The 21,572-nt window shown below is 53.1% G+C and carries 20 protein-coding genes and 1 tRNA gene; 9 read left to right on the forward strand and 12 right to left on the reverse strand.

Going from position 1 to position 21,572, the window contains the following annotated elements; translation table 11 throughout:
* Window positions 1–39: 39 nt before the first annotated feature.
* Complete coding sequence (locus FGA82_RS30945) at window positions 40–558, reverse strand: cell envelope protein SmpA (protein ID WP_141130029.1); 519 nt, start codon at window positions 556–558, stop codon at window positions 40–42.
* A 321-nt stretch (window positions 559–879) separates the two neighbouring features.
* Here FGA82_RS30945 and mgtE point away from each other — a divergent pair, with 321 nt between their 5' ends.
* Window positions 880–2,322 (forward strand): magnesium transporter, encoded by a 1,443-nt coding sequence (gene mgtE / locus FGA82_RS30950; protein ID WP_016983964.1) that lies wholly within the window; start codon window positions 880–882, stop codon window positions 2,320–2,322.
* Window positions 2,323–2,435: 113 nt separating this feature from the next.
* Here mgtE and FGA82_RS30955 read toward each other — a convergent pair whose 3' ends face one another.
* Entirely contained in the window at window positions 2,436–2,762 is a 327-nt protein-coding gene (locus tag FGA82_RS30955) for an Arc family DNA-binding protein (RefSeq protein WP_003178899.1), read from the reverse strand.
* A 112-nt stretch (window positions 2,763–2,874) separates the two neighbouring features.
* Here FGA82_RS30955 and FGA82_RS32285 point away from each other — a divergent pair, with 112 nt between their 5' ends.
* Complete coding sequence (locus FGA82_RS32285; protein WP_171057399.1) at window positions 2,875–3,030, forward strand: hypothetical protein; 156 nt, start codon at window positions 2,875–2,877, stop codon at window positions 3,028–3,030.
* 122 nt (window positions 3,031–3,152) lie between these two features.
* Window positions 3,153–3,722 (forward strand): phosphonate metabolism protein/1,5-bisphosphokinase (PRPP-forming) PhnN, encoded by a 570-nt coding sequence (gene phnN, locus FGA82_RS30960; RefSeq protein WP_141130030.1) that lies wholly within the window; start codon window positions 3,153–3,155, stop codon window positions 3,720–3,722.
* On the opposite strand, the gene FGA82_RS30965 is transcribed toward phnN, so the two are convergent.
* The gene (locus FGA82_RS30965; RefSeq protein WP_141130031.1) at window positions 3,697–3,876 is read right to left on the reverse strand and encodes a PA3371 family protein; all 180 of its coding nucleotides are present in this window, start codon (window positions 3,874–3,876) and stop codon (window positions 3,697–3,699) included. The two genes, phnN and FGA82_RS30965, sit on opposite strands and share 26 nt — an antisense overlap.
* Before the next feature lie 20 nt (window positions 3,877–3,896).
* Entirely contained in the window at window positions 3,897–4,133 is a 237-nt protein-coding gene (locus tag FGA82_RS30970) for a hypothetical protein (protein ID WP_141130032.1), read from the reverse strand.
* 295 nt (window positions 4,134–4,428) lie between these two features.
* Between FGA82_RS30970 and FGA82_RS30975 the strand changes: the two genes are divergently transcribed.
* Both FGA82_RS30975 and FGA82_RS30980 read left to right on the forward strand, forming a co-directional pair.
* Window positions 4,429–4,505: transfer RNA gene (locus FGA82_RS30975), tRNA-Arg, on the forward strand.
* Between the two features lie 150 nt (window positions 4,506–4,655).
* Window positions 4,656–5,549: an FRG domain-containing protein gene (locus tag FGA82_RS30980; protein WP_141130033.1), complete on the forward strand. Its 894-nt coding sequence runs from the start codon at window positions 4,656–4,658 to the stop codon at window positions 5,547–5,549.
* A gap of 1,424 nt (window positions 5,550–6,973) precedes the next feature.
* Here FGA82_RS30980 and FGA82_RS30985 read toward each other — a convergent pair.
* Window positions 6,974–7,861 carry a TIR domain-containing protein gene (locus FGA82_RS30985; protein ID WP_141130034.1) on the reverse strand — a complete coding sequence of 296 codons (888 nt, stop codon included), beginning with the start codon at window positions 7,859–7,861 and terminating at the stop codon, window positions 6,974–6,976.
* A gap of 136 nt (window positions 7,862–7,997) precedes the next feature.
* Here FGA82_RS30985 and FGA82_RS30990 point away from each other — a divergent pair, with 136 nt between their 5' ends.
* From FGA82_RS30990 to FGA82_RS31000, 3 genes are all read left to right on the forward strand, one after another.
* Complete coding sequence (locus FGA82_RS30990; protein ID WP_141130035.1) at window positions 7,998–9,371, forward strand: FRG domain-containing protein; 1,374 nt, start codon at window positions 7,998–8,000, stop codon at window positions 9,369–9,371.
* A gap of 304 nt (window positions 9,372–9,675) precedes the next feature.
* Complete coding sequence (locus tag FGA82_RS30995) at window positions 9,676–10,659, forward strand: DUF3644 domain-containing protein (RefSeq protein ID WP_249384309.1); 984 nt, start codon at window positions 9,676–9,678, stop codon at window positions 10,657–10,659.
* A gap of 1,304 nt (window positions 10,660–11,963) precedes the next feature.
* Window positions 11,964–13,274 carry a GTP pyrophosphokinase gene (locus tag FGA82_RS31000; protein ID WP_141130044.1) on the forward strand — a complete coding sequence of 437 codons (1,311 nt, stop codon included), beginning with the start codon at window positions 11,964–11,966 and terminating at the stop codon, window positions 13,272–13,274.
* 43 nt (window positions 13,275–13,317) lie between these two features.
* Here FGA82_RS31000 and FGA82_RS31005 read toward each other — a convergent pair whose 3' ends face one another.
* The 6 genes from FGA82_RS31005 to FGA82_RS31035 form a co-directional block, all read right to left on the reverse strand.
* Window positions 13,318–13,683, reverse strand: coding sequence for a histone-like nucleoid-structuring protein, MvaT/MvaU family (locus tag FGA82_RS31005; protein WP_141130037.1), 366 nt, complete (start codon window positions 13,681–13,683; stop codon window positions 13,318–13,320).
* Between the two features lie 219 nt (window positions 13,684–13,902).
* Complete coding sequence (locus tag FGA82_RS31015) at window positions 13,903–14,847, reverse strand: chromosome segregation protein SMC (protein WP_141130038.1); 945 nt, start codon at window positions 14,845–14,847, stop codon at window positions 13,903–13,905.
* An 89-nt stretch (window positions 14,848–14,936) separates the two neighbouring features.
* Complete coding sequence (locus tag FGA82_RS31020) at window positions 14,937–17,843, reverse strand: DUF927 domain-containing protein (protein ID WP_141130039.1); 2,907 nt, start codon at window positions 17,841–17,843, stop codon at window positions 14,937–14,939.
* The gene (locus FGA82_RS31025; protein ID WP_141130040.1) at window positions 17,840–18,112 is read right to left on the reverse strand and encodes a DUF3077 domain-containing protein; all 273 of its coding nucleotides are present in this window, start codon (window positions 18,110–18,112) and stop codon (window positions 17,840–17,842) included. The genes FGA82_RS31020 and FGA82_RS31025 overlap by 4 nt, the downstream gene beginning before the upstream one ends.
* Window positions 18,109–18,393 carry a hypothetical protein gene (locus FGA82_RS31030; RefSeq protein ID WP_141130041.1) on the reverse strand — a complete coding sequence of 95 codons (285 nt, stop codon included), beginning with the start codon at window positions 18,391–18,393 and terminating at the stop codon, window positions 18,109–18,111. The genes FGA82_RS31025 and FGA82_RS31030 overlap by 4 nt, the downstream gene beginning before the upstream one ends.
* 367 nt (window positions 18,394–18,760) lie before the next feature.
* The gene (locus FGA82_RS31035; protein WP_095191750.1) at window positions 18,761–18,961 is read right to left on the reverse strand and encodes a helix-turn-helix domain-containing protein; all 201 of its coding nucleotides are present in this window, start codon (window positions 18,959–18,961) and stop codon (window positions 18,761–18,763) included.
* A gap of 150 nt (window positions 18,962–19,111) precedes the next feature.
* On the opposite strand from FGA82_RS31035, the gene FGA82_RS31040 reads away from it, so the two are divergent.
* On the forward strand, window positions 19,112–19,801 hold the full coding sequence (locus FGA82_RS31040; RefSeq protein ID WP_141130042.1) for a hypothetical protein: 690 nt from the start codon (window positions 19,112–19,114) through the stop codon (window positions 19,799–19,801).
* Here FGA82_RS31040 and FGA82_RS31045 read toward each other — a convergent pair.
* Entirely contained in the window at window positions 19,793–21,004 is a 1,212-nt protein-coding gene (locus FGA82_RS31045; RefSeq protein ID WP_141130043.1) for a site-specific integrase, read from the reverse strand. The genes FGA82_RS31040 and FGA82_RS31045 overlap by 9 nt on opposite strands.
* Window positions 21,005–21,572 lie beyond the last annotated feature (568 nt).

Genomic DNA, 21,572 nt, shown 5'->3' on the forward strand with positions numbered 1-21,572 from the left:
GAATCCTGTCGAGTGCACCATATACCGAAAAGCCCGCGTTTAACGCGGGCTTTTTGCTGTCCGCGATTTGGCTTTTGCCTTCACGCATCCTCTCTCATCAAATTCTATTTGAGCACTACGGCCTCGCTTGAGGTCGTATCGATAGCTCGTTGTCGATGTTCGAATATTCACCTTGTCCGGTTTGCCTAGCGCGCTTTCGACATCTTGCTGACTCATGCCGGCAATCACGCGTTGATTTATGATCGCGGCGCGACGTTGTCTGGCGTCGATCAGATTTCCGCATTTGTCTTCGGTGTGGCCAATGATGCCTGGTTCGCGGCCTTTGGTTGTCATGCCTGATGTTTCTTCGTGGTTGTGTTCCGGCATCACTGCCACAACCGATCCGGGTGAGTAGGGGTGGACTTCCTGTGCTGAGCGCCGTTCTCCCTGGGCGCAGCTCATCGATGTGAAGGTGATACTGCCATCGACGGCTTCGCAGCGATGGAGGGTAAGGGCGGCCCCGGTGGGAGGCAGGCAGAGTAGGCAGGTGAGCACAAGGTGGGATGGTTTCAATGGCATTCGACGTCCTCCATGACGATCTACGCTCAAGGGTAGACGCTACATCTTTCAGCGCTGGTGTGTTTTCTTTTCAGGATGAGTCGTCGCATTTGCAGGGATCAGGGCAGCGCTCAGGTTTGTTTCGCAAGCGCTTGTTTCGACCGCGATTTTTTAACGTTTTAAACCGTCAGGCGGTGTATCATTGCGCCCGTCAGCCCCGCCGGGGCTTATGGAAAACCTCCATGGACTTACCCAGTAGTTACTCAGTACCCCGTTTCACCAATCATGAATTGACTGATTGATCCTTCCGGCGTGCCCCGCTGCTGGGAGTGGAGTTCGCCTATGTCTGAAATCGAAGTAAAGAAAACACAAGAAAGCCTCCAGGATCGCCTGGCTCAGGTCGTCGAGCTGCTGCAGCGTCAGCGGGTCGTCGAAGACCTGACTCACCGCCAGGAAGGCGCGCATCACGATCGCGTCGAAAATCTGGTTCACCGACAAAATCTCGTCGAGCTGCAACGCAAGCTTGATGATCTGCACTCCGCCGACGTTGCTTACATCCTTGAAGCCTTGCCGCTGGACGATCGTCTGACGCTCTGGCAATTGGTCAAGGCAGATCGCGACGGCGATATTCTTCTCGAAGTATCCGACTCTGTTCGTGAAACGCTGATCGCCGACATGGACGATCACGAGCTCCTGGCTGCGGCCAAGGACATGGACGCCGACGAACTTGCTGACCTGGCTTCCGAGCTGCCGCGAGACGTCGTCCATGAGCTGATGGAGAGCCTGGATAACCAGCAACGTGAACGCGTACGATCGGCTCTGTCTTACGACGAGGAGCAGGTCGGTGCGTTGATGGATTTCGAGATGGTGACCATCCGTGAGGATGTCAGTCTCGAAGTGGTTCTGCGTTATCTGCGTCGACTCAAAGAGCTCCCCGGCCACACTGACAAGTTGTTTGTGGTCGATTACGACGGCGTGCTCAAGGGTGTGCTGCCGATCAAGCGTCTGCTGGTCAACGATCCGGAGAAACAGGTTGCCGACGTGATGGCCAGCGATCCGGTGAGTTTTCACCCGGACGAAGATGCCTATGACGCCGCGCAGGCGTTCGAGCGTTACGACTTGATCTCGGCCCCTGTAGTCGACAAGAACGGCAAGTTGATCGGACGTCTGACCATCGACGAAATGGTCGACCTGATTCGTGAGGAAAGCGAAAGCGAAGTTCTCAACATGGCCGGTCTGCGCGAAGAAGAGGATATCTTCGCTTCGGTCTGGAAATCTCTACGTAACCGCTGGGCGTGGTTGGCGATCAATTTGATCACCGCGTTTGTCGCCTCTCGAGTGATCGGTCTGTTCGAGGGCTCGATCGAGAAGCTGGTAGCGCTCGCAGCGCTGATGCCGATCGTGGCGGGTATCGGCGGCAATTCCGGTAACCAGACGATAACCATGATTGTTCGCGCCATGGCGCTCGATCAGGTAAGCACTGGCAATACCTCGCGTCTGATGCGCAAGGAGTTGGCGGTGGGCTTGATCAATGGCTTGGTCTGGGGCGGTGTGATCGGCGTCGTTGCTTATCTGCTCTACGGCAGTTGGTCGTTGGGCGTGGTAATGACGGCAGCGATGACGCTGAATCTGTTGCTGGCTGCGTTGATGGGGGTGTTGATCCCTATGACTCTGGCAAAGATGGGGCGAGATCCGGCGATGGGGGCGAGTGTGATGATCACTGCGATGACGGACAGTGGTGGTTTCTTCATCTTCCTGGGGCTGGCGACTATCTTCCTGCTCTGACCGGTATTAGCGAAACTGCCCGCCAATTGGCGGGCTTTTTTGTGTCTGCGAAATCTCAAATTCCGCGCAAAAAAAAGCCAGCAGTTAAGCTGGCTTGAGATGTTCGGTATGGCTCAGGACGCGTCTGCTGCCATTTCGGCGTCATGGGCAATCAAGGACACCAAAGCATTTTGCTGACGATGAGATAGCTGGCGGAAACGTTGCAACAACTCACGCTCGTGCAACGACAGCTCCGGGCTGTCCAGGCGCATGCTCAGCTCTTCGCCCAGTGCACCTTCCTGAATAAGACTCTGCTCAAGGCGCGCAATGATCTCGGAGTTCATGCTGCGATGATGATTGCGAGCCACCTCGGCAATGCGTTCACGCATTCCGTCTGGCAGACGTACGACGAACTTGTCAGCCGTACGGCTGGAATAAATTGCCTGTTTCAATGGGCGCATATATTTAACCGGTTAGTTCAGGGGAGCGGTTCTCGGGATTGGCCGCAGGATGTGTGGTAGGACAAGCATCCGCGCCAAATGGTTCAACCTGAATTGTTAAGAGGCCCGCATCATGCCTCAAAATTGCCAGATCATTGGCGTCAATTCTGTGACAAATATTGAGCTGGGTAAAGGCGTAATGCCAGCACCAATTATCAGAAATGCGGACTGGTTTGAAATCTTCGCCTCTGTCCGCATCCTTGCCCGCTTCCTGCCGCACATCAATTGATGTCCGAAGGCATCAGAACGTGCATGCTATGTGGGTTCTGCATCCTTGTTCCTTACCTGTACAGGATAGTGGCAAATTGCCGATTTACTAGTGGCAGGCACCCGCTGGAGGGCGTTTTCAGGATGGATGGCAAGTTAATTTATTTGATGGGGCCTTCCGGTTCAGGCAAGGACAGTGTGATTGAGGCAGCTCGGGAGCCATTACGTGCTTTGAATTGCCAGGTGATGCGCCGGGTGATCACACGATCTTCCGAATCGGTAGGGGAGGATGCTATCGGTGTAACACCGGAAGAGTTCGAGCGTCGCGAGCATGCAGGCAATTTCTCGCTGGCCTGGCGTGCCAATGGTCTTGCCTACGGGATTCCCGTGGAAATGGATCAACGGCTCAGTGCTGGACAGCATGTACTGGTCAATGGCTCTCGGGCCAATCTGCGTCAAGCGATGGAATGCTATCCAGCGCTGGTGCCGGTTTTGCTGACGGTCAGGGATGAAGTGCTGCGAGAGCGTCTGCTCAAGCGTGGTAGGGAAACGCTTGAACAAATTGACGCAAGACTCGCTCGCAATGCGTTATTCAAGGATAGGAGATCAAGTGATGGGCCAGTTCATCTTGTCGACAATTCCGGAGACTTGGCGGACGCTGTCAATGTTCTCTTGCGTCTGATCAGGCTCAGCGTAAAACCGGATCAAATTTGATTTTTCGTCCTGCTGCCAGTGCCAGCACAAATAGCACGGCAAAAACGGCGCAGCCAATCAGGGGCAGGGTGATTTCAGCGCCCTCGAACAGCGATAAATGCACATCGCCACTCAAAATGGCGAGGATCAGAAATCCCGCAGCTGACTTGGACATGTTGTACTCCTGAAGATATTTCAAAAAACCAGATGTTCGGAGGTCAGTGCTGGTCGCACCTGCTCAGAGTTACTGACGGCCTGCGGGGTAGAGATGCTCTGATCGCTAAGTACCGCCAGTTGGGGAGCTTTTTGTACCTGCAAGTAATGCGGCATGCGCTGAGCCAATGGCTCCGGCGAGTCGCTTGCGGGCATAAAATGGAAGCTCACCAAAACCGCCAGAGCAATTGCGTTTGCAAGCAAAAGAGTGCTGTTCATGGGCGTGGCTCCGATTGTTCTTCTATAGAACAGACAAAGCAGCCGTCGTGCCAATAGTCTAACCTCTGTTAAGTCCTTTAAAAACAAGCATTTGAGCGAGTTTTTCGGATTGTGCGGGTTGCAATCTGCATTGATGGCTTTTTAGGCGGCGTGCAAAATGCACGGTAATTCTTCCCGCAGAATCGCGGGGCGCCTGCCTACACTTAAAAAGCCCTACGGACGACATGACAAATCGGGGTTCGGTGGTTAACATGCACGCCGTCCGTCATGCAGCGTCTGCTGCGACAAAGCGTGTGTCCCAGTAGCTCAATTGGATAGAGCATCCCCCTCCTAAGGGGAAGGTTGGCAGTTCGAACCTGCCCTGGGACACCATATATTTAGCGCCTCTCCGGCCTTTCTCGTGTTTAACGGTTTTTCTCGTGACAGCAGGGTGACAGCAGGAGGAATCTAAAAGCCTCGCTACGGTTTACCTAGCGGGGCTTTTTTGTGCGAAAAGGAAGGTTACTTTAAGGTGGGGGGGTTGTGAGAAAGCACGCATCGTTTACTGAGCGCAACTTTGAGACGGCGGAAGATCTATGGCTGGCTCTATCACCGACAGCTAAGCTTACCGATGGACCAGAGAACTTCATTTATCGAGGCCAGGCTGACGCGAGTTGGTCACTGATTCCCTCCATCCTGCGCCCTCGCAACCAGCCACCCATTACGTCCTATGACGATATGGTTGATGCCAGTGAGATGGTTTTTTTTGAACTGATCATTTTGAGCAGCTTTGCGGATCACTGTGATGCTATCGGTATTTCCATCCCCAATGATTCTCAAGGCTTCCGCGAGTTTGCGATCAATACGCAGACGGCTGATAGGTACTACAAAGATCCGTCACTTTGGCCGAATCCTCACGTGCTGGATTTGATGGCAATGGCCCAGCACCATGGAGTGCCAACGCGCTTACTTGATTGGACGACTAAACCTTTCACGGCCCTTTACTTTGCGGCCAGCTCTGCGATCGCCGACTATGCAAATTGGTCTGATACGAAGCGCTTAGCTATCTGGGCGATGAACCGTGATCAGCTTGGGCTTCATCCCAAAATTACTCTACACAATTCGCCGGGCGCAATTAGTAGGCATCTTGCCGCGCAGGGTGGTTTGTTCACTGTTCATCCTCACTCGGGATTCCGCGCCGGCCAGTTCACAGTGCAAGGGCTAGAAGAGTATTTTGCCGATATCCCTGGCCCGATGATTAAGTTCACCCTGCCAGTTTACGAGTCCGTCAAATTACTTCAGCTGTGTCGCAAGGCGGGATTCAGTGGAGCGAATGTCTACCCCACAGCTGACGGCGCGGGTAGAGCCGTTATGGATGACCTTAACAGTGAAGGGGCACGTAAATTATGGAATCGCACGGAAATTTTAGTTAGGTAACGATGGTTCACCGTCCCTGATCCGCGCACAGCTGTAGTCGAACAATTTGCGAGAAGTTCTGTTGCTCGGATGCCACTGCCTGTAACACGGTTTGAGGGGGTGCGTCCCCTTGCCCCTATAGCAACGCCTCCTCCAGCGAGGGAGAATTGGCGGCATCGGATGCCTTTCAAATGTCATCACCCGGCTTTGCTCGGGTGTAACACCTATCAGTGATGTAACACCACCTTTCGATCACGCAGTGCGAACGTGTAACGCATGAAAAGTCCTTTAATTACAATGTGTTAGTGTTTTTCGTAACGCGTGTAACACCGGTAACACGGTTTGAGGGGGCACCCCTTGCCCTCTGTGGCTACGTCTCCTCCAGCGACGGAGAAGTCCTATTGGTTGGCGGCATCTGATACTTCACTCTGATGTCGCTACCCGGCTATACGAACGCTAAACCGCCAAGTGGATGAACTTATGTGATGGACCTACATAGGGCAATGATCCGGCATGATTTGCTGTAGGCGGTCTGTAGCGGTACTTAATCTAAATGGTACGCCAGAAGACACAGTGGGGCCTCGAGCTTTTTGAGGGTGGCAGGCCGGGCAGGGCGCCGATTTTTACGGGTCCTCCCCGAGGGCCGCCCCCTACACGGGTTATCGAACTCGCGGGATCTCTCTAGCTGAACCCTTTGCAGGTATGTCCGTCTTTCCAAAGGGATGGGGGGAGGGCATGGCAGTCGAATGCCGAGTTGATCGACCGGATCGGGCAGAAAACCGCCGGGGACCCTGGGGACTTTCAAAGGGTACGGGGTCGGAAACCCGCGTGACTGAGTTAGTGGGAGGTTTCCAAAGTTACTGAAATTTCAGTCGTTGAAATTGAAAGAATTCGGTTGAAAAAGGGTCATCGTTACCGCATCGGTAATGATGACCCTTTGTGTTGCTGATTACGCACACACCGAGCTGTCAACCGAGTCAACCTGTCAACCAATGTAGAAAAATCAGCCACTACCAAGATCGCGCGGGTTTTCTGCCCCGTGTCGTTCAGAATTGCCCAGGGGCCCCGGCAACATTTCAAGACCTTGTGCAATTGCACTGGTGAACTGTGAGTTCACCCGGTTCACCAGTTCACTAAGCTGGGCACCTTTTCGCTAACACATTCCCGCGGGTTTCCGACCCCGTGTGTGTCTTAATGCGTCAGGGGCCCCGGCTCCTTATGGAGTCGCCTCGCTGGTGGAGTTCATTGCTAACGGGGAGCGGGGACAGATACCTGTCAAATATCGTGTTACGTGAGTTACAGGTGTTACAAATTCATTTAACTCGTTGAATTTAAAGGATAAAAATTTAGTAACACCTATTTTGAGTCTCACCTATGTTTGGTGTAACACTGTGGAAAGATGTTACGCGTGTAGTCAATCGCCTGGAACCTAGGAAACCCAGCACTTAGCCCCGCATGACCCTGTTCCAGTCGATCTCATGACCAGCAGCATCCAGTTCACGGCCCAAGGCTTGCTTCCAGCCGTTACCTTCCATGGACTCCCAGACCACACCAGCGAAATCGCTGGGAATCTCCACTGTGCCACGCTTCAGTGCACACACCTTGTCGCGTCCGAGGCGACCCAGGAAATAGCCCAACTCCAGCAGGACGTTCTGCCGGGCTCGCGGCTCCGGCGTGCCACCCTTGGCGCAACCCTCGTCGTCCGGCGTCAGCAGCACCACGGCAAAATCCACTTGTCCATGTGCTTCGACCTTCTCCATGACCGTACGGCCCTGGTTGGCTTGCTCGTGCAAAATGATCGGCTCAAAGCCCAGCTGCATCAAAAATCGAGCCACGGTCTCGCGTGCGCCTTCATCATGGCCATGCACTACAAATACGCGGCGTGATAACGCTGGCTTCACATTGTCTAGGTCGGTAGAAGAAACAGGAATCGCTGCATGATCGTGGTCCGCGAGGTCTTCCCTAAGCGTTCGCTGCGCCTCTGCAAGCATTAGGATCGCTTGCTGGATATTTTCCTGAGTGCCAGTCACGTAATGATGCCTAAGCGGGTAGTCAGATGAGTAATACCCAGGGAAGAAGTGCAGGTTTGCTGCGGATGAGAGGCGGTAATAAACCGAGGTGTTTTCACCAAAGCATCGCTCTAGGGTGTCTTGAATCGACGTTGCGAGGGCGGTCAGTTTTGGTGAGTCTCCCTCACCATTGAGTTCTGATACATCAAAACCTCCCAACTCGGTTATGCGATCTTGAAGGCGTTGAATCCCCCGCTGTATTTGGTCTGGGGTCAATTTGAGTTTGGGAGCGACGGTAGTGGTGGGAGCTTTAGCGCGGGCCATCGGCGTGAGTCCTTTTTGTTCTACATGTGATAAAGGACATTATCACCTATAGGTAAGGATAGCGGTGGCTGTCTAGGTTAAGCTGTGTTAGCGCCGGGGGCCGGCCGAGCCTGAGTGCCGGGCAAAGGGAGGGAGCATGGAAAGGCTGCATTGCGAGACACTTGAAGAGCTCAGGGTGACTATCGAACGATTTGGACCCGGCGTTCTTTACAGGGGGCAAGCCCAGCACTACCCGAGTTCTAATGGTTTCCCTTCATTGTCAACCTCATTTCAGCGTCAGGGGTGCGTGCCCGATCTGATGATTAAGTGGACTTATTACGCAAAGAGGGCCCTGCAGCATCTAGTACTCGGCTGGAAGGAGACCGGCGATATAGCCACCAACCAAGCAATCCTACAGCACTATGGGTTTCGCTCGTTCTTCCTAGACGCTTCCGGTGATCCGCGCGTTGCCGCTTGGTTTGCAAGCAATAGGTTTGAGTCAAAGATCGCAGTTAACTTGGTTGAAGACTGTTTCGAAGACCCGGTTTGGCTGCGCACACTCAATGCGTGGTTTGTACCAACCGAGGACGTCGGTCACCTCTACCTAATATGCCAGAAGTCGCTTCGACAGTCCGGAATTCAGGCGGTTCACCTATCAGAAATTGCCACAGACCTAGGAGCGCCGCGATACGTGCGACAAGACGCGTACATGGTTGGCCCTTTGATTCAGAGTGGTCTAAATGGTGATTGCATTCTTTGTCATATCACCGCGTCGGCAGAGGTTCTGCGCAACTTCGCGGGGGAGTACAGCGTTGGCTGGCTATTCCCTGAGCCTTCGGACGATCCTGTGTATCACGAGCTGCTGGCGATGCCTTGGGAAAAGATGCGACACGTCCCAGATGATGGCCTCGAGGCCTTCCGGCGATCGCTGGAGCTTCCGGAGTACTCCAGGCACCTTCAAAAGCACATGCCGCCTCGGAGCGCGATGTATCGACCATTCTGGACCAGAGATCTTCCGCCTCCGCCAGATTGCAAGACCGCGACCGCCACACAAATGGCCCAGCTTCTGTGCGGTAGCTCGTTGTATTACGGAGCTAGTACGCCTCGCTTCATCCTTCCGGAGATCAACAAGCTGCTTGAGGAGTACGACGAGATCTCTATCGAGCTGGATGGTCTTGTTTACCATGGGATGGACACACAATATGGGAAGGGCGTCGGAATCGTGAAGATGCCTGAGGACATTGTCTGTGTTTTTGAGTATGGAGTTGATCATCCGGGACTGCGCATCATTGGCGTCGGACGCTTCTATGGATTGCATTATCGGATCGACAGCAATGGTGGTTGGGAGCGTGTTACGCATGAGGACGACTGCACGTGCGGGTCGGATCACGCGGAGAATTTCAGCTTACTTGGCCGGATTGATCTTTCATTGAAGGACCGGTGGTTAAAATGTGTCGAGCCCGGCCTATACGTTCAGAACGGTGTTGATCGTACCTCTGATTCACGTGCTACCTGGGGCGAGCCCTACTAGCGTGTTCGAGCGGTTGAATCCACAGCCAAAAGCGGTCACTCCTGCAGGGCGGTTCTGTAGCTGCTCCGACAGCGACATGTGAAAGCCATTCATAGGAAAGGATTTAGTTCGTGCATCCACGTATGGCCAAGTGTTGGAGCGGGATGGCAGCTCGATGCAGCCAATCGTAGGCTCAGACTGGATTTTCAGCCATCTGTCGCTATGGTTTCCAGGAAGAGAAGAATATTCCGAGCGCGCACAATGGCCTTTCTCGCGTAATTGCACATGAAATTAATAAATATCATTCACTCCAAGGATGATCAGAATGGCGGCAGAGAAGAGAGTGCGATCGGTTGGTTCTGTAGCCGGCGAACTTATAAAGAAATCCAGAGAAGCGGCCCTCGCTTCGGTACAGATATTCAATAACCCTGCGCTCACGTTTAAGTCTGAAATATTTATAGTCTTGATGATGATCTCTTGGACTTATCTCCTCCATGCATTTTATCGAAAAAAGGGCATTGAATATCGCTACTTCAAGATGGAAGGCGCGCGAAAGAAATTTCACAAAACTGCTAAGGGTGCTGTAAAGCATTGGGAGCTAGAGAAATGCTTGAATCAACCAGAGTCACCGGTCGACTTGAGTGCTGCGAATAACCTCCGATTCCTAATCGGTTTGAGGCATGAGATCGAGCACCAAATGACAACCAGGATAGATCAGTTCTTAAGTGCTAGGTTTCAAGCCTGCTGCCTAAACTATAATGAGCTTATAAAGTCGTTATTCGGCGCCGGCTTCGGTATAGATAGGCACTTATCTTTTAGTCTTCAGTTCTCCTCCTTAAATAAGGATCAGGTGGACAGATTGTCCCAAGCAGATGGCCTGCCTGAAAACATCCGAGCCTATATAACTGCATTTGACTTGGCTCTAACCGATGAGGAGTTCAATGATCCGAAATTTTCTTACCGTGTTTTCTTTGTTCCTAAAACAGCGAATCATAAAGGCCAGGCAGACCAGGTTATTGAGTTTATCAAGCCAGGATCTGAAATGGCCCAAGGAATGAATACTAAATACATCCAGATCAAGGAGACTGAGCGTCCTAAATATTTACCTTCGAAGATTGTCGAAAAAGTACAGAAAGCGGGCTACCCACGATTCAATATGATGCATCACACGCAAATGTGGCAATCCACAGGAGCAAAGAAACAAGGCAAAGGTTTTGGTGTCACTGTAATGAATACATGGTATTGGTATGAGACATGGCTGGATAATGTGCTGGCCGAATGTGAGATTCGAAAAAAGGAATTCCTATAGGGTATACGCACCTGCTATTTCCGAATTGTAGCAGCCATTCGTATAACGCCGGAGGGCAGGCCAACTAATTGTCTAGGTGTCGGAGTGAAAATTGTTAAAACTACATACTCAGTTGATTTGCGTTCATCACATAAGCAATGCAGACGATCCTTCTGAAGTTGTGCCGGCGCCTGATAGACGCGCAAATAAACCTATCGGCATTCACGAGACATCCACAAACAAAACAGCTTTTTTTCAGAAGATAATAAAGCCAAGAATTGGTTTAAATACAATTACGCTAGCGGTCCCTAATGAGATTGCTCTGGCGATAAGTGTTGCAACTAAATCGTTGCAACGATCAAAAAAAATCAAAGTGGATCTCGAGCGACTATCGGAATCCACTGAGTCGATATACGATCATAATGTGGGCCTGGCTTATGATTATCTTGAGGGCATACAGACAGCAATAATATTTTCATATAAGGCGGTAGAGTCATTTTGCAATGCGGGAATCCCTGATTCATACATATATAAAAAGTCCACAAACAAATCTACAGAGCATTACAATAAAGAGCAAATAGAGCGATGGGTCTCCACCTCAGAGAAAGTGTCGTCCATATTGCCGTCGATACTAAAATGCTCGCCACCTCAATCAGAGAGTTTTTGGCCCGACTTCAAGAGTCTTGAAAGACTAAGGAATGAGATCATACACAGCAAGTCCAGTAATACAGATGCAATATTAGAAGAATTGTTCGCGGAGTGCGTATACCGCTATATACAGTCAGTAACGATTTTGCTGGAGTTCTTTGCTTCTATAGATCCATCAAATCCAATCTTTCCGTTGGGCTTTGGGAAGTCTATGGTGCGAGTTATGAATGTAGAAAAAGCGGAGGATATATTGGGTAAGATCGAGGGGAGTTAATTAAAAGTTATCTGCAGCATTAGCGGTAAGGAGCCATCCATGCCTCCTTTTTGGCGTCATGATTGATGGACGCAACGGGTGTCGCACCGCGTCTCCGCAAGTCGTACCAGTTCTACGATGCGGTATATGTGAAAGGTTACAAAGAACGCTTATGGCCGGTTGCTGCCTGTTGTCTCGATTGGGAACAGATGGTAGAAGGCGATCACCCTTACCCTTAGCTATTCGACATATAGAACGGGGAATAGCCGACCTACCCTATCGAATGACTATCCGCCGCTATCAGGGGAGCGGGCCATTCGTAGACATTGTGGTGGCTATCCGCTACCTTGCCTGCTATCCAACCAAGTGCTTGGCAAGTGTAATGCCGATAGCGCGCGGCAGCTTAATTCAATGGAAGAATATCTTGGATCTCGTCTCAGAGTTTATCTCCCGCTACCGCAAGGAATACGATTTCTACGAACAAGCCTGTCGCATGGTCGCTCAGAGCCTTGAGGCTAATTTGCGGTCAGCGGGCGTGCGAGCAATTGTTACCTCTCGAGCGAAAAATCCGACCCGTCTGGAGGCAAAGGTTAGACAGCGCGCGTTGAAGCGCCAATATGGGACCGTCTCTGCGATTTTCGACGATATTGTTGACCTAGCTGGGGTTCGGGTTGCCTTGTACTTTCCTGGTGAGCGGCAAGAGGTCGGTCGTATAATTGAAGGGTTATTCGACCTGACCGAGGCACCAAAAGAGTTTCCAACAGCTGCAGCACCATCTTATAAAAAGCGGTTTTCTGGATACTGGGCCACACACTACCGTGTGGTTTTGAAAGAGGCTTCGTTGCATGACTCCAATCAGCGGTATGCCGAGGCAAAAGTCGAGATTCAGGTCGCTTCTGTGCTTATGCATGCATGGTCAGAGGTGGAGCATGACTTGGTATACAAGCCGCTTCAAGGTGAGTTGTCGGTTGAAGAGTATTCAATTTTAGACGAGCTTAATGGCTTGGTTCTGTCCGGCGAAATTGCGCTAGAGCGGCTGCAAAGAGCTGGTGAGCAAAGAGCGTCTACTCAAGGTCGTGAATTTTCTAATCACTATGACTTGGCGGCGTCATTGATAGAACTCGCTAGAGCTGCATTGGGTGAGGCAACCGTCACGGAAGCGGCGATGGGTAGGGTTGATACATTATTTGACCTGCTGAAGTCGCTGGGCTTGAACAAGCCCGAAACCCTAGCTCAGTACGTGCAGCCTCTGCATAACGACTTCGAAAAACGCCCATTGTCTGAGCAAGTGATAGACCAAGTTCTGATCGAGGATCCTGGCCGGTACGCCACATATGAGCAAATTCGACGAGTAGAGCCTACGCCTGCAGTATCTTTGGTGACGGGCGAGACTCGTCAACAGCAGGAGGCAATCGGTGAGTTCGTTCAGTTGTGGGTGGACTATGAGCGGCTGCTCACCACATTACTGAAAGAGGTGTCCGGTGATTCCAAGCTGTGGGCACCCGCGCGTTTGGTTCCGATGCTCCATCAATATTTTCCACAAACCGGACCCACGCTCGGCCAGGCAGCTAAGCGGATTCAAGAATTCCGAAATCGGCTTGTCCATGGGATTGATATGCCGAAGCAGGAAAGCATTAAGGCGGCCTCAGAAGAGTTACGTGAAGTGATGAAGCAACTGAAGTTACTTATTCAGCCAGATCAGCCTATAAAGGCCCGCGGCCAAGAGGCGGGATGAACTAAAAAGGGCCCGCCTGGGCCCTTTTTCAGATGAAACTGTTTTACTTCTTCAGCCATCCCTCTACGACGTCGGCACCGTGTTTTGCTTTCCACTCTTTCAAAGCTTTGTGGTTCCCACCTTTGGTTTCGATTACTTCTCCAGTATTCGGGTTTTTGTACACCTTGAGTTCGCGTGGTTTGCGTGTGCTGACGGCCGGACCTGCGGCTTGACGCTGAGCCTTGGTTTGCGGCTCTAGAATGTTGATGATGTGCTTCAGACTGAAACCATAGTTTTCAAGCAGCTTGCGCAGCTTCGTTTCGAACTCGATTTCTTTCTTCAGTCCGTCGTCACCTTTCAGTGCTTCCAGTGCCTGGAGTTGCTCAGCGAGATGTTTTTCCAGCTGACGGTATTCTGCGAGTTTGGACATGTTGTTTCCCTTGTTCAGTGAGATCATGCGTGCTTATTTGGATGGTAGTGCGGGTTACAAGTTCTGCACTATTTCCGGCGGTTCAGTTGGCTATCGATATGCACCATTTCCGCTTTAATCGCATTGATGGTTAGCGTTTGTATCTGACTGGTTTTGCCCGCACGCGCGTCGATGGTTTTCAGCAAAGCACTCAGATGGGCTTTCCGAGTTTTGAGCGTGTCAGACCAGCTCGCGCTGTTCTGTATAGGTTTGTACATTACTTTCATCTTTGCGTTCTTCTGGATTGTTCATATCTGCTGGCTGTTGCGCTATCGGCAGGGTGTCTAGTTGCACTAAGTCGAGCGCGCTGTATTGACGAGAGCGGTCTATCAGCTCGTGCCATCCCCACCGCCCATGATTTTCGCCTTGTTCGGGTACGGCCAGTTTCATTAGCCCTACCGGATCATGTCCCAGCAGGTTGTAATTGGCCCACAGCTTTCCGCCTACCTCGAGCAACGCTTTAGCGGCCTCGTTCCATTGCTCCTCGAGTACCGTCCGTGAGAGCCACAAAGCGTCGCGTTCTATCCCCCGGTGCGTTTCCTGTGCTTCGGAAATGTATTTGTCTACGGTGACCAGTTCCTGCTCCAGCGCGGCCATGATCAGAGTTTGCCGACGGTTATGCTCGGCGGCCGCCGTGAGGTTCTTCGCTGCCTTTTGCGCATCAGTGTTGGCGGTCTTCTCGCCTTCGGTGTCACCCCATGCAACGGCCTGCGCGTACGCGGTGGCAGCGTCCGTTTCTGCCTGACGGGCTTTGGTCATGTCCTCTTCAGCTTGTTGTTGGATCTGCTCCAGGCGGGTGCTGAGGCTCTGGCGCTTTTCGTTTAGCTCCTGCTCATCGGCCTTCCAGTTGTTCATCACCCCGATGTAACCCGCCATCAGGGAATCGCAATTGGCGAGGTTTTCACGGCGACTGATCCGCCGGTCTAATAGATCGGCATTGAGATTGCGCGAATCGAAATTTCTTTTCAGTTCGTTGTACTTGTCCCGCAGTTCACGTTTCCGATCCGGTTCGATGGGATCGTCACTTTCCAGCACGGTCTCAAGTGGCAGCATTTCGGCGTGCAGCCGTTCTGCCTCGCTGCGCAGTTGGTCGCGACGGTCTTTCAGGTCTTGAATCTCGTTCATGTGTTTAATCTCTGTTCTCGATTGTGGGTTGGTTGAGTGGCTGGCGAGGCCGGACACAAGCCGGCGCTACCTCGATCAACAGAGTGCCGTCAGGCAGCCCTAGCCTCGCTCTCATCCAATCCGAGAATCGTTCTCACGATGTAGCAGCGTTGCGGGCCTAGGCCGGGTAATCGAACCAAGCTATATGCCTTGCCATCGCTCCCAGGCTCTAGAGCGCCTCGCTGTAACAGCTCCTTGTTCACTGCGTTGATGTTCATGCCCCGAAAGATCTCGGATCGCCATGCTTCGGGCAGAACGTAGTAGGTGTTGGTGGTGTGCAAGGAGTCGCCTAGGCCGTGTTCCAGCGTCTTGCGAAAGCCGAGCCGGTCGATGGTGCGCGGGCCGTGTTCGTCGATCTTTGCCGCCGCCGATTCCCAGCGGGTGAAACGACTTTCACCGAAGCGTTCGATGACTTGGCGCAGCCGCGCCAAGATCGCATCGCCCTCGAAGTTACCGGCACCGCCACGCTCGTTCATCCATGCGTTGAGGCACACGCGAGCGGCGGTGGTGGCCGTTCCATCAGGCCAGCCAGTGATGCCCATCGCGGTGGCCAACTCACCCGCTGCGGCCGCAAGACCGAAGCGAGCGGCTGCGCGGTGTGCCTGTCCGCTGGCCGTGGCCGGTAGCGACTGGGCGATAAACCCTTCCAGCGTACGGCGCAGGATGGCGGACCAACCGTGACGTTTGCCGGGTTCACACAGCGCCGTGAGGAAGGCGGTGAGCGGTGTGCCGTAGTACTTCGCTACCCGTGCCTTGAGCGTATCGGCAAGCGCCGCCGCATCCTCAAAGCCGTTAAGCGCGTCAAACATGCCGAGGCCTTTGCTCGCATCGGCCGGGACCGCGAGCATGCGCACCTCCATGCCTGCTTTCAGTTCTTTGTTGGCTTCGGCCATGTGCTGCGCCAGCGTCTTCTCGCCGGTGGAGAGAAAAAGCAAACGCCACTCCTGTACCTGTCGGCCTGCTTGCCCTCGATCGTTGGCGCGGGCCTTGCCGGTGCCGTTGCCGAGCATGTACACCGTTTCGCCAATGATGCGTGGATCGCACATGCCGATTTCATCCAGCACCAGAAGCCCGTCGGAATGCGCGGCGGCGATGGATTCGAGCGCGTTGTCGGTGGAGCGCCACGAGCGCACCAGACGCGGCCCGCCGTAGATCGAGGCGGCAACTTGCAGGTGCGTGGTCTTGCCGCCGGAGCTATCGCCGTACAAGTGAAAGCCACCCGATTCATGGCCCAGCATGTGCAGCAGCGGGCCAGCAAAGGCCACACCGACAACAAAAGCCAAGCGATGGTTACCAACGCACAGGGCGCCGATCTGCTCCTGCCACTGCTCAAGCGTGCCCGCTTCGCTGATCGGCGGAAGCTGAGAACCGGCCTCGTAGAAGTGCAGGTGTTCGCTGTGCGCGCCGACCTGTTGCTCTGGCAGTAGAAAGGCGCTGTCGTGCCAGCCCAAGCGAGTGACCAGTCGTGCCCGTTGCGCGCTGTCGAATCCGCCGAGGTAACTTTGCAGGTCGTTTCGTGCATTGCGTCCGGACCGACTACCGGCCAGACGCAGCCCCATGTCTACCAATGGGCCAAGTACGTCTTTGCCGAAGTCGCCGGTCATGGTGCGCGCCGGGATGTTCCAGCGTTTTTTGGCGCCGTCGGGATCGTCGAACTCGACCAGTAGGCCCCAGTTCTGCCCTTTGTCGTCGCGAGTGCGGGCTAGGATTTCCAGTGGCGAACACACCGGGCGCGCTTCGCCATCGTCGCCCGAATAAAACACGCCTTCTGACGTGAGGCGAAAACCGCCGGGCATCAAATCATTTTTCGGTTTAGCGGGACGCTTGGCTGCTGCTTTAGCCTTCGGCTCCGGATTAGCCTTGGCCTGCTCAGGCTCCGACTTTTCCACAACCCAACCGAACAGTTCACTGGTGCTTTCCAGCTCCGCGAAATGGGCAGATGTCCAGCCTTTGGCGAGTGCATCGGCTGCATCGTCGCCGTCGTGCCATTGACCACCTTTGGCGAAAGCAACGGCGCCGCTCTTCAGCGTGGGCTTGCGCTTGAACACCTCCAGTGCAATGACCCGCACCGACGCGGCGCCGTTCTCGCGCAGCTTGTCCGCTACGGTTGCCATGCAGGCTGTGCCGCTGACGTCATTGTCTGGCCACAATAAAATGTCGCGACCTTTGAGCGGTGTCAGCTCGGCTTTGTGCCAGGAGTTGGAGCCGTTCGGCCAGCAGGTGGCCACGTAGCCCGGCAACAGTTCGGCGGCGGCATCGGCAGCTTTCTCGCCTTCGCAGAGAACAACCGGTGCGTCAGCGCGTTGGGCCAGTTCATCAAGGCGCAGAAGGGGACGCGGGCCAGGCAGACCCTGCCAGCGCCATTGTGTGGTTTGGCCATCGGCGCGCCGACACCATGTCAGGGGAGCAAAGACCTTCTTCGGCTTTCCGTCGTCATCAGGAGTGAGGTCGAAGCGGTAGAGCGCCATGAGTGGCTGGCCTTGCGCATCACGGTAGATCCACACCTTGGACGGCGCGCCGTGCTGCCGGTGCTTGGCCGGGCACTTGTTCATGGCCTCGGCCGGGATCGGCTGAATGGCACTCCACTCAGGTGCTTTTGTCTTGGCGGGCGCTTGCTTCGCCTGGGCGGCGCCGGGCGAAACGTTGAGCAGATCTGCCAGTTTGTTACAGGCTTCGATGTCGGTGCCGCCGTCCAGATAGCGCACCAGATCGATCAGGTCGCCGCCCTTGTCGCCAGTGGCGAAGTCGGACCAGGTGCCCTTGCTCAAACTGATTTTGAGTGAACCAGCGCGTTTGTCGCTGCGGGTCGGATTGGGAGCGGTGTACTCCTTGCCGCTGTCCACGCGCTTACCGTTGGGCAGCCAATGCGTCAGGACACGATCAATGTCTTTCAGTGCAGCGGCTTTTACGTCGGCGAAGCTGGGGCGTTTCGCGGAGTTGCTCCGGCGTTGGCTCATGCGTCAGCCCTCGGCAAAAACAGCGCGTCGTTGATGTCATCGATCAAGGCTTTGGCCATCTCACCAAGGTACAGAGCAGGCCAACTGAAACGCTCGCCGCTGTCGCTCATGGCGGCGTCGAAGTTGAGCTGGTTAGCGTGATGCTGGAGAAGAGAAACCATCTCCAGTGCATCCTCGACCGGTATCCCGGCATTGACCCGGAACAACTTTAAATCGGTGGCGTTCACGCGAGTAAAGGTGGCGTGACCCAGCGTGGTAGAGGTGGTCATAGCGCACCGCCTTTCTGCGCGGCCGGAATGGAGGTGTTGTCACCGTGCAAGGTGAGGGTTTTGATCAGGCCGAGAGTGCCGCGCACGTCCCATAGGACGGCGGCGATCACATGATTGGCGAGGCGCGAGGATTCGCTTTCGAAGTGATCCTCCAGCAGCGTCAGCACCGAGTCGGCGCGATCAATGGCGCAGGTGATAGCGTCGATGGGTACACCGGCTTCTGCTCTTGGATTAACGCAGAGCAAGTCTTCAGGTAGGGCAAAACTCAGGGCGTTGTTCATTGGGCATACCCTGCGGTTCTGAAATCCTCACCCTTGCTGTAATGAGTGCTGTAGCAGTTGCATTCAGGGGAGTGCCTATCAAACTTGGCGTGAGGGGGGCATAGCACTTCTACTCGGCAGACTCCGTAGGAGCGGAATGACTCAAGTGCTATCACAGATGTAGCGTTAGACAAGCAGCAGCTACCAAGGATGCAGCCCGTGTGGTCTAGCAAGTAGATGATGATATGCTTAGGCGGTTGCATGGCGGTCTGCTCAGATTTGCTTTGTGACAGTCGGGTCAGTGGTGCAAACACTGACTCGACACTTTCTAGCTTCAGATCCCTCTCGCTTAAAATTTCTTCTTGTGCCTTTGGTGATGTGTCTTTGCTCATCGGGCACCTTCCTTTGCTGCGCGCTCGATCCAGCTCTTGAGTTCGGTCATCAGAATTAGGCGTCGCTTCCCGAGCTTGAATGCCTTCAGCTCACCCAGTGCAATGACTTCGTAAATCCCGGATCGAGTGTGGCCGACCAAGCGGGCAGCTTCTTCAACGCTTACCGAGAGTGGAGGGCAGCTTGCTATTTGCGACATGGTTTTCTCCTGAGGGCGATGATCTGTATTTATCCACGGCAGAAGGTTATGACTACAAAAGATTTTTGTAAAGCAAAATGCTTTACGGTTGCGTCCGGTTGTTGCCGATTGCGTTTTGCATTACGCTGAAGGTCTACAGGAGATTAAGACATGGCAAAGCTCAACACGAAGCAATCGAAGCTCACCCCGGTTTCATTCAGGCTTGATCCAAAGGTTAAATTCGCTGCTGAAATTCTGGCGCGCTATCAACGGCGATCTCTCGCCAGCACGGTGGAGTGGGCTTTGCTAAGATCCCTAGAAGGTAGTGTTCAAGTCGGTGTCGAGGAGGGAGCTGCTGTAACGCTTAACGAGCTCGTCAATCTTTCTTGGAGTGAAGATGATTTCATACGAGCTGTGAATATCGCTTTTTTAGTTCCTCATATGGCCACCCATGAGGAGTCTTGTATCAAGGCAGTCATTCTTGCATCGAAGCCACTTTGTTTCACTGATAGCACTAGGCGCGTTTATCATGGTGTCGATAAAGTCAATTTTGATGCTTTATTGCTAATGCGGGAGTTGGTAAAAGAGCGTGCGAACATGCTTTCTGTTTCAGGAGAGCTCAAGCCAATAACTGAAAGGGAGTGGGCAAAAGTTTTCGTGGAGTCGGGCTCTGTCAGCGCCACTTTAGAAGAGTCTGAATCTACAGGGGAAAGTCTAGAACAGAAATTAGAAAATCTTTCGCTAAAAATCTTAGAGCGCGACCAGTATCTGATCAGTCTCCAAGCAGAGTGCAGAGGCTTGAGATCGAGGTGTGAATCGCTTGAAACTGAGAGCACTTGGAATCGAGTAAAACTAAATTAATTCGACTGCTGCGGCCTTTGTAGCTGGTGCTAGGTGAGCGTAGCGAAGTGTCATCTTGATATCCGCATGACCCAGCAGGTCCCGTACAGTGTTGAGCGGTACGCCAGCCATAACTAATCGTGAGGCAAAGTCGTGGCGCATATCATGCCACCGGAATCGCTCAATGCTTGATCGCTCAAGTAGTTTAGACCAAGCACTCTTTACGTCTTCCAGGCGCTCACCTGTCTGACTAGGAAATACATATTGAGAATCGTTAGAGTTTTTTTTCCAGTCGGTAAGTGTTTTCAAAACCTCTCTGTTCATCGGTACGTGACGTGTATCATTTGTTTTGGTCGTCTCGCCTCTTACGGTTATCGTCTTGGTGTCAAAATTTACAGCTGACCATTTGAGGTTAAATATCTCCCCGCGTCGCATGCCTGTATTAAGTGATACAAGAACTAGCGGTTTCAGATGGTCGGTAAATGGTGATGTTGCTAGGCTTGGCATTAATTCTTTGTTTCTCTCAGATCGCCATCTATTTGCGCTTTCACGTTCTGCACGCATTTCGTCCTGTCTGATATCTAAAGCTGCGCGCAAGCGTTTCGTCTCATCGGCACTTAAGTATCGAACCTGTCCCAGCGTATCGACCTTGAGTTGTTTCACTCTGGCGAGTGGGTTGGCACTGATGTACTCCCATTCGACGGCTCGACTGAATACACCACTCATTGACCCCATTTTTCGATTCACCGTCGATGCCTTGTTGCCAGCCTGCATCCAAGAGGTACGAATTTGTTCCAAGTCGCGCCCGGTGATCGCATCCAGTCGCTGGGCCATGATCTCGTCAAAGTTGTTTTCGAGTGTATGGCGGGTTTTTTCGTGGCCTTTGTGGTGCATTACAAACCACGGCATATAGGTGTCGTCGATAAACTCCCGTAACGAGGGTAGGGCGGCGCCTTTGCGACCTTGCACGATGGCTAGTGGTTCGCCGTGTGTATGCGCGTCTGAAAGGTACTGTGCGGCTTCAGTGCGTGCCTGTTCGAGTGTTAGCACCCCAACTCGACCGAGAGTGGCGTTCTTGTTACGACCCCAAGTGACCATAAACGATTTATGGCCGCTGGGAAGCACACGAATAAAGAGACCTGGCTGCGCAGTGTCGTGTACGCGGTATGTCTTAGGTTCAGGCGATAGGCTGTTGATTAGCTTCTGCGTGATTTTACTTTTCAAGTGGTGCGACTCCATGACAGCAGGGTGACAGCAAAAATGACTATACGGACCTGTTTTAATGGACGCAACCGGACGGACTGCCTAGTAAACAAGGGTTTAGGTCCGTGTACGCTGGACTTGCGATGTCCCTCCTAAGGGGAAGGTTGGCAGTTCGAACCTGCCCTGGGACACCATCTATTATAGAAACTCCTCTCCTTTGCTGTTCCCTAACCCAATGCTCAATGCTCAGGCTTTGTGATGCGCCATGGGGCTTGCCTGCGCTTGCTGGTAGTGGGGTTGCCTTTTTGATTTTGAATCAGGCATGCGTAAGCGCCTCTATATAGAAGGCTTTTTCAACTGTTCGATAGAAAAGCTAAATTAACGGTTGACGGCAGATTTCAGATGTCTATAATTCGCCCCACTTCCGGCGCAGTCGACACGGAAAACTCCTTGAGATTCAATGAGTTATGTAGGTTTCGACAGCAGGTTGCTTCAGTTCATCGAAGCCGAAAGGAAGTTGAAAAAGAGGTGTTGACAGCAGCGTGTAACGCTGTAGAATTCGCCTCCCGCTGACGAGAGATCGGAAGCG

Origin of the sequence: Pseudomonas fluorescens (assembly GCF_005938625.1) — a bacterium.
Classification (GTDB): domain Bacteria; phylum Pseudomonadota; class Gammaproteobacteria; order Pseudomonadales; family Pseudomonadaceae; genus Aquipseudomonas; species Aquipseudomonas fluorescens_BD.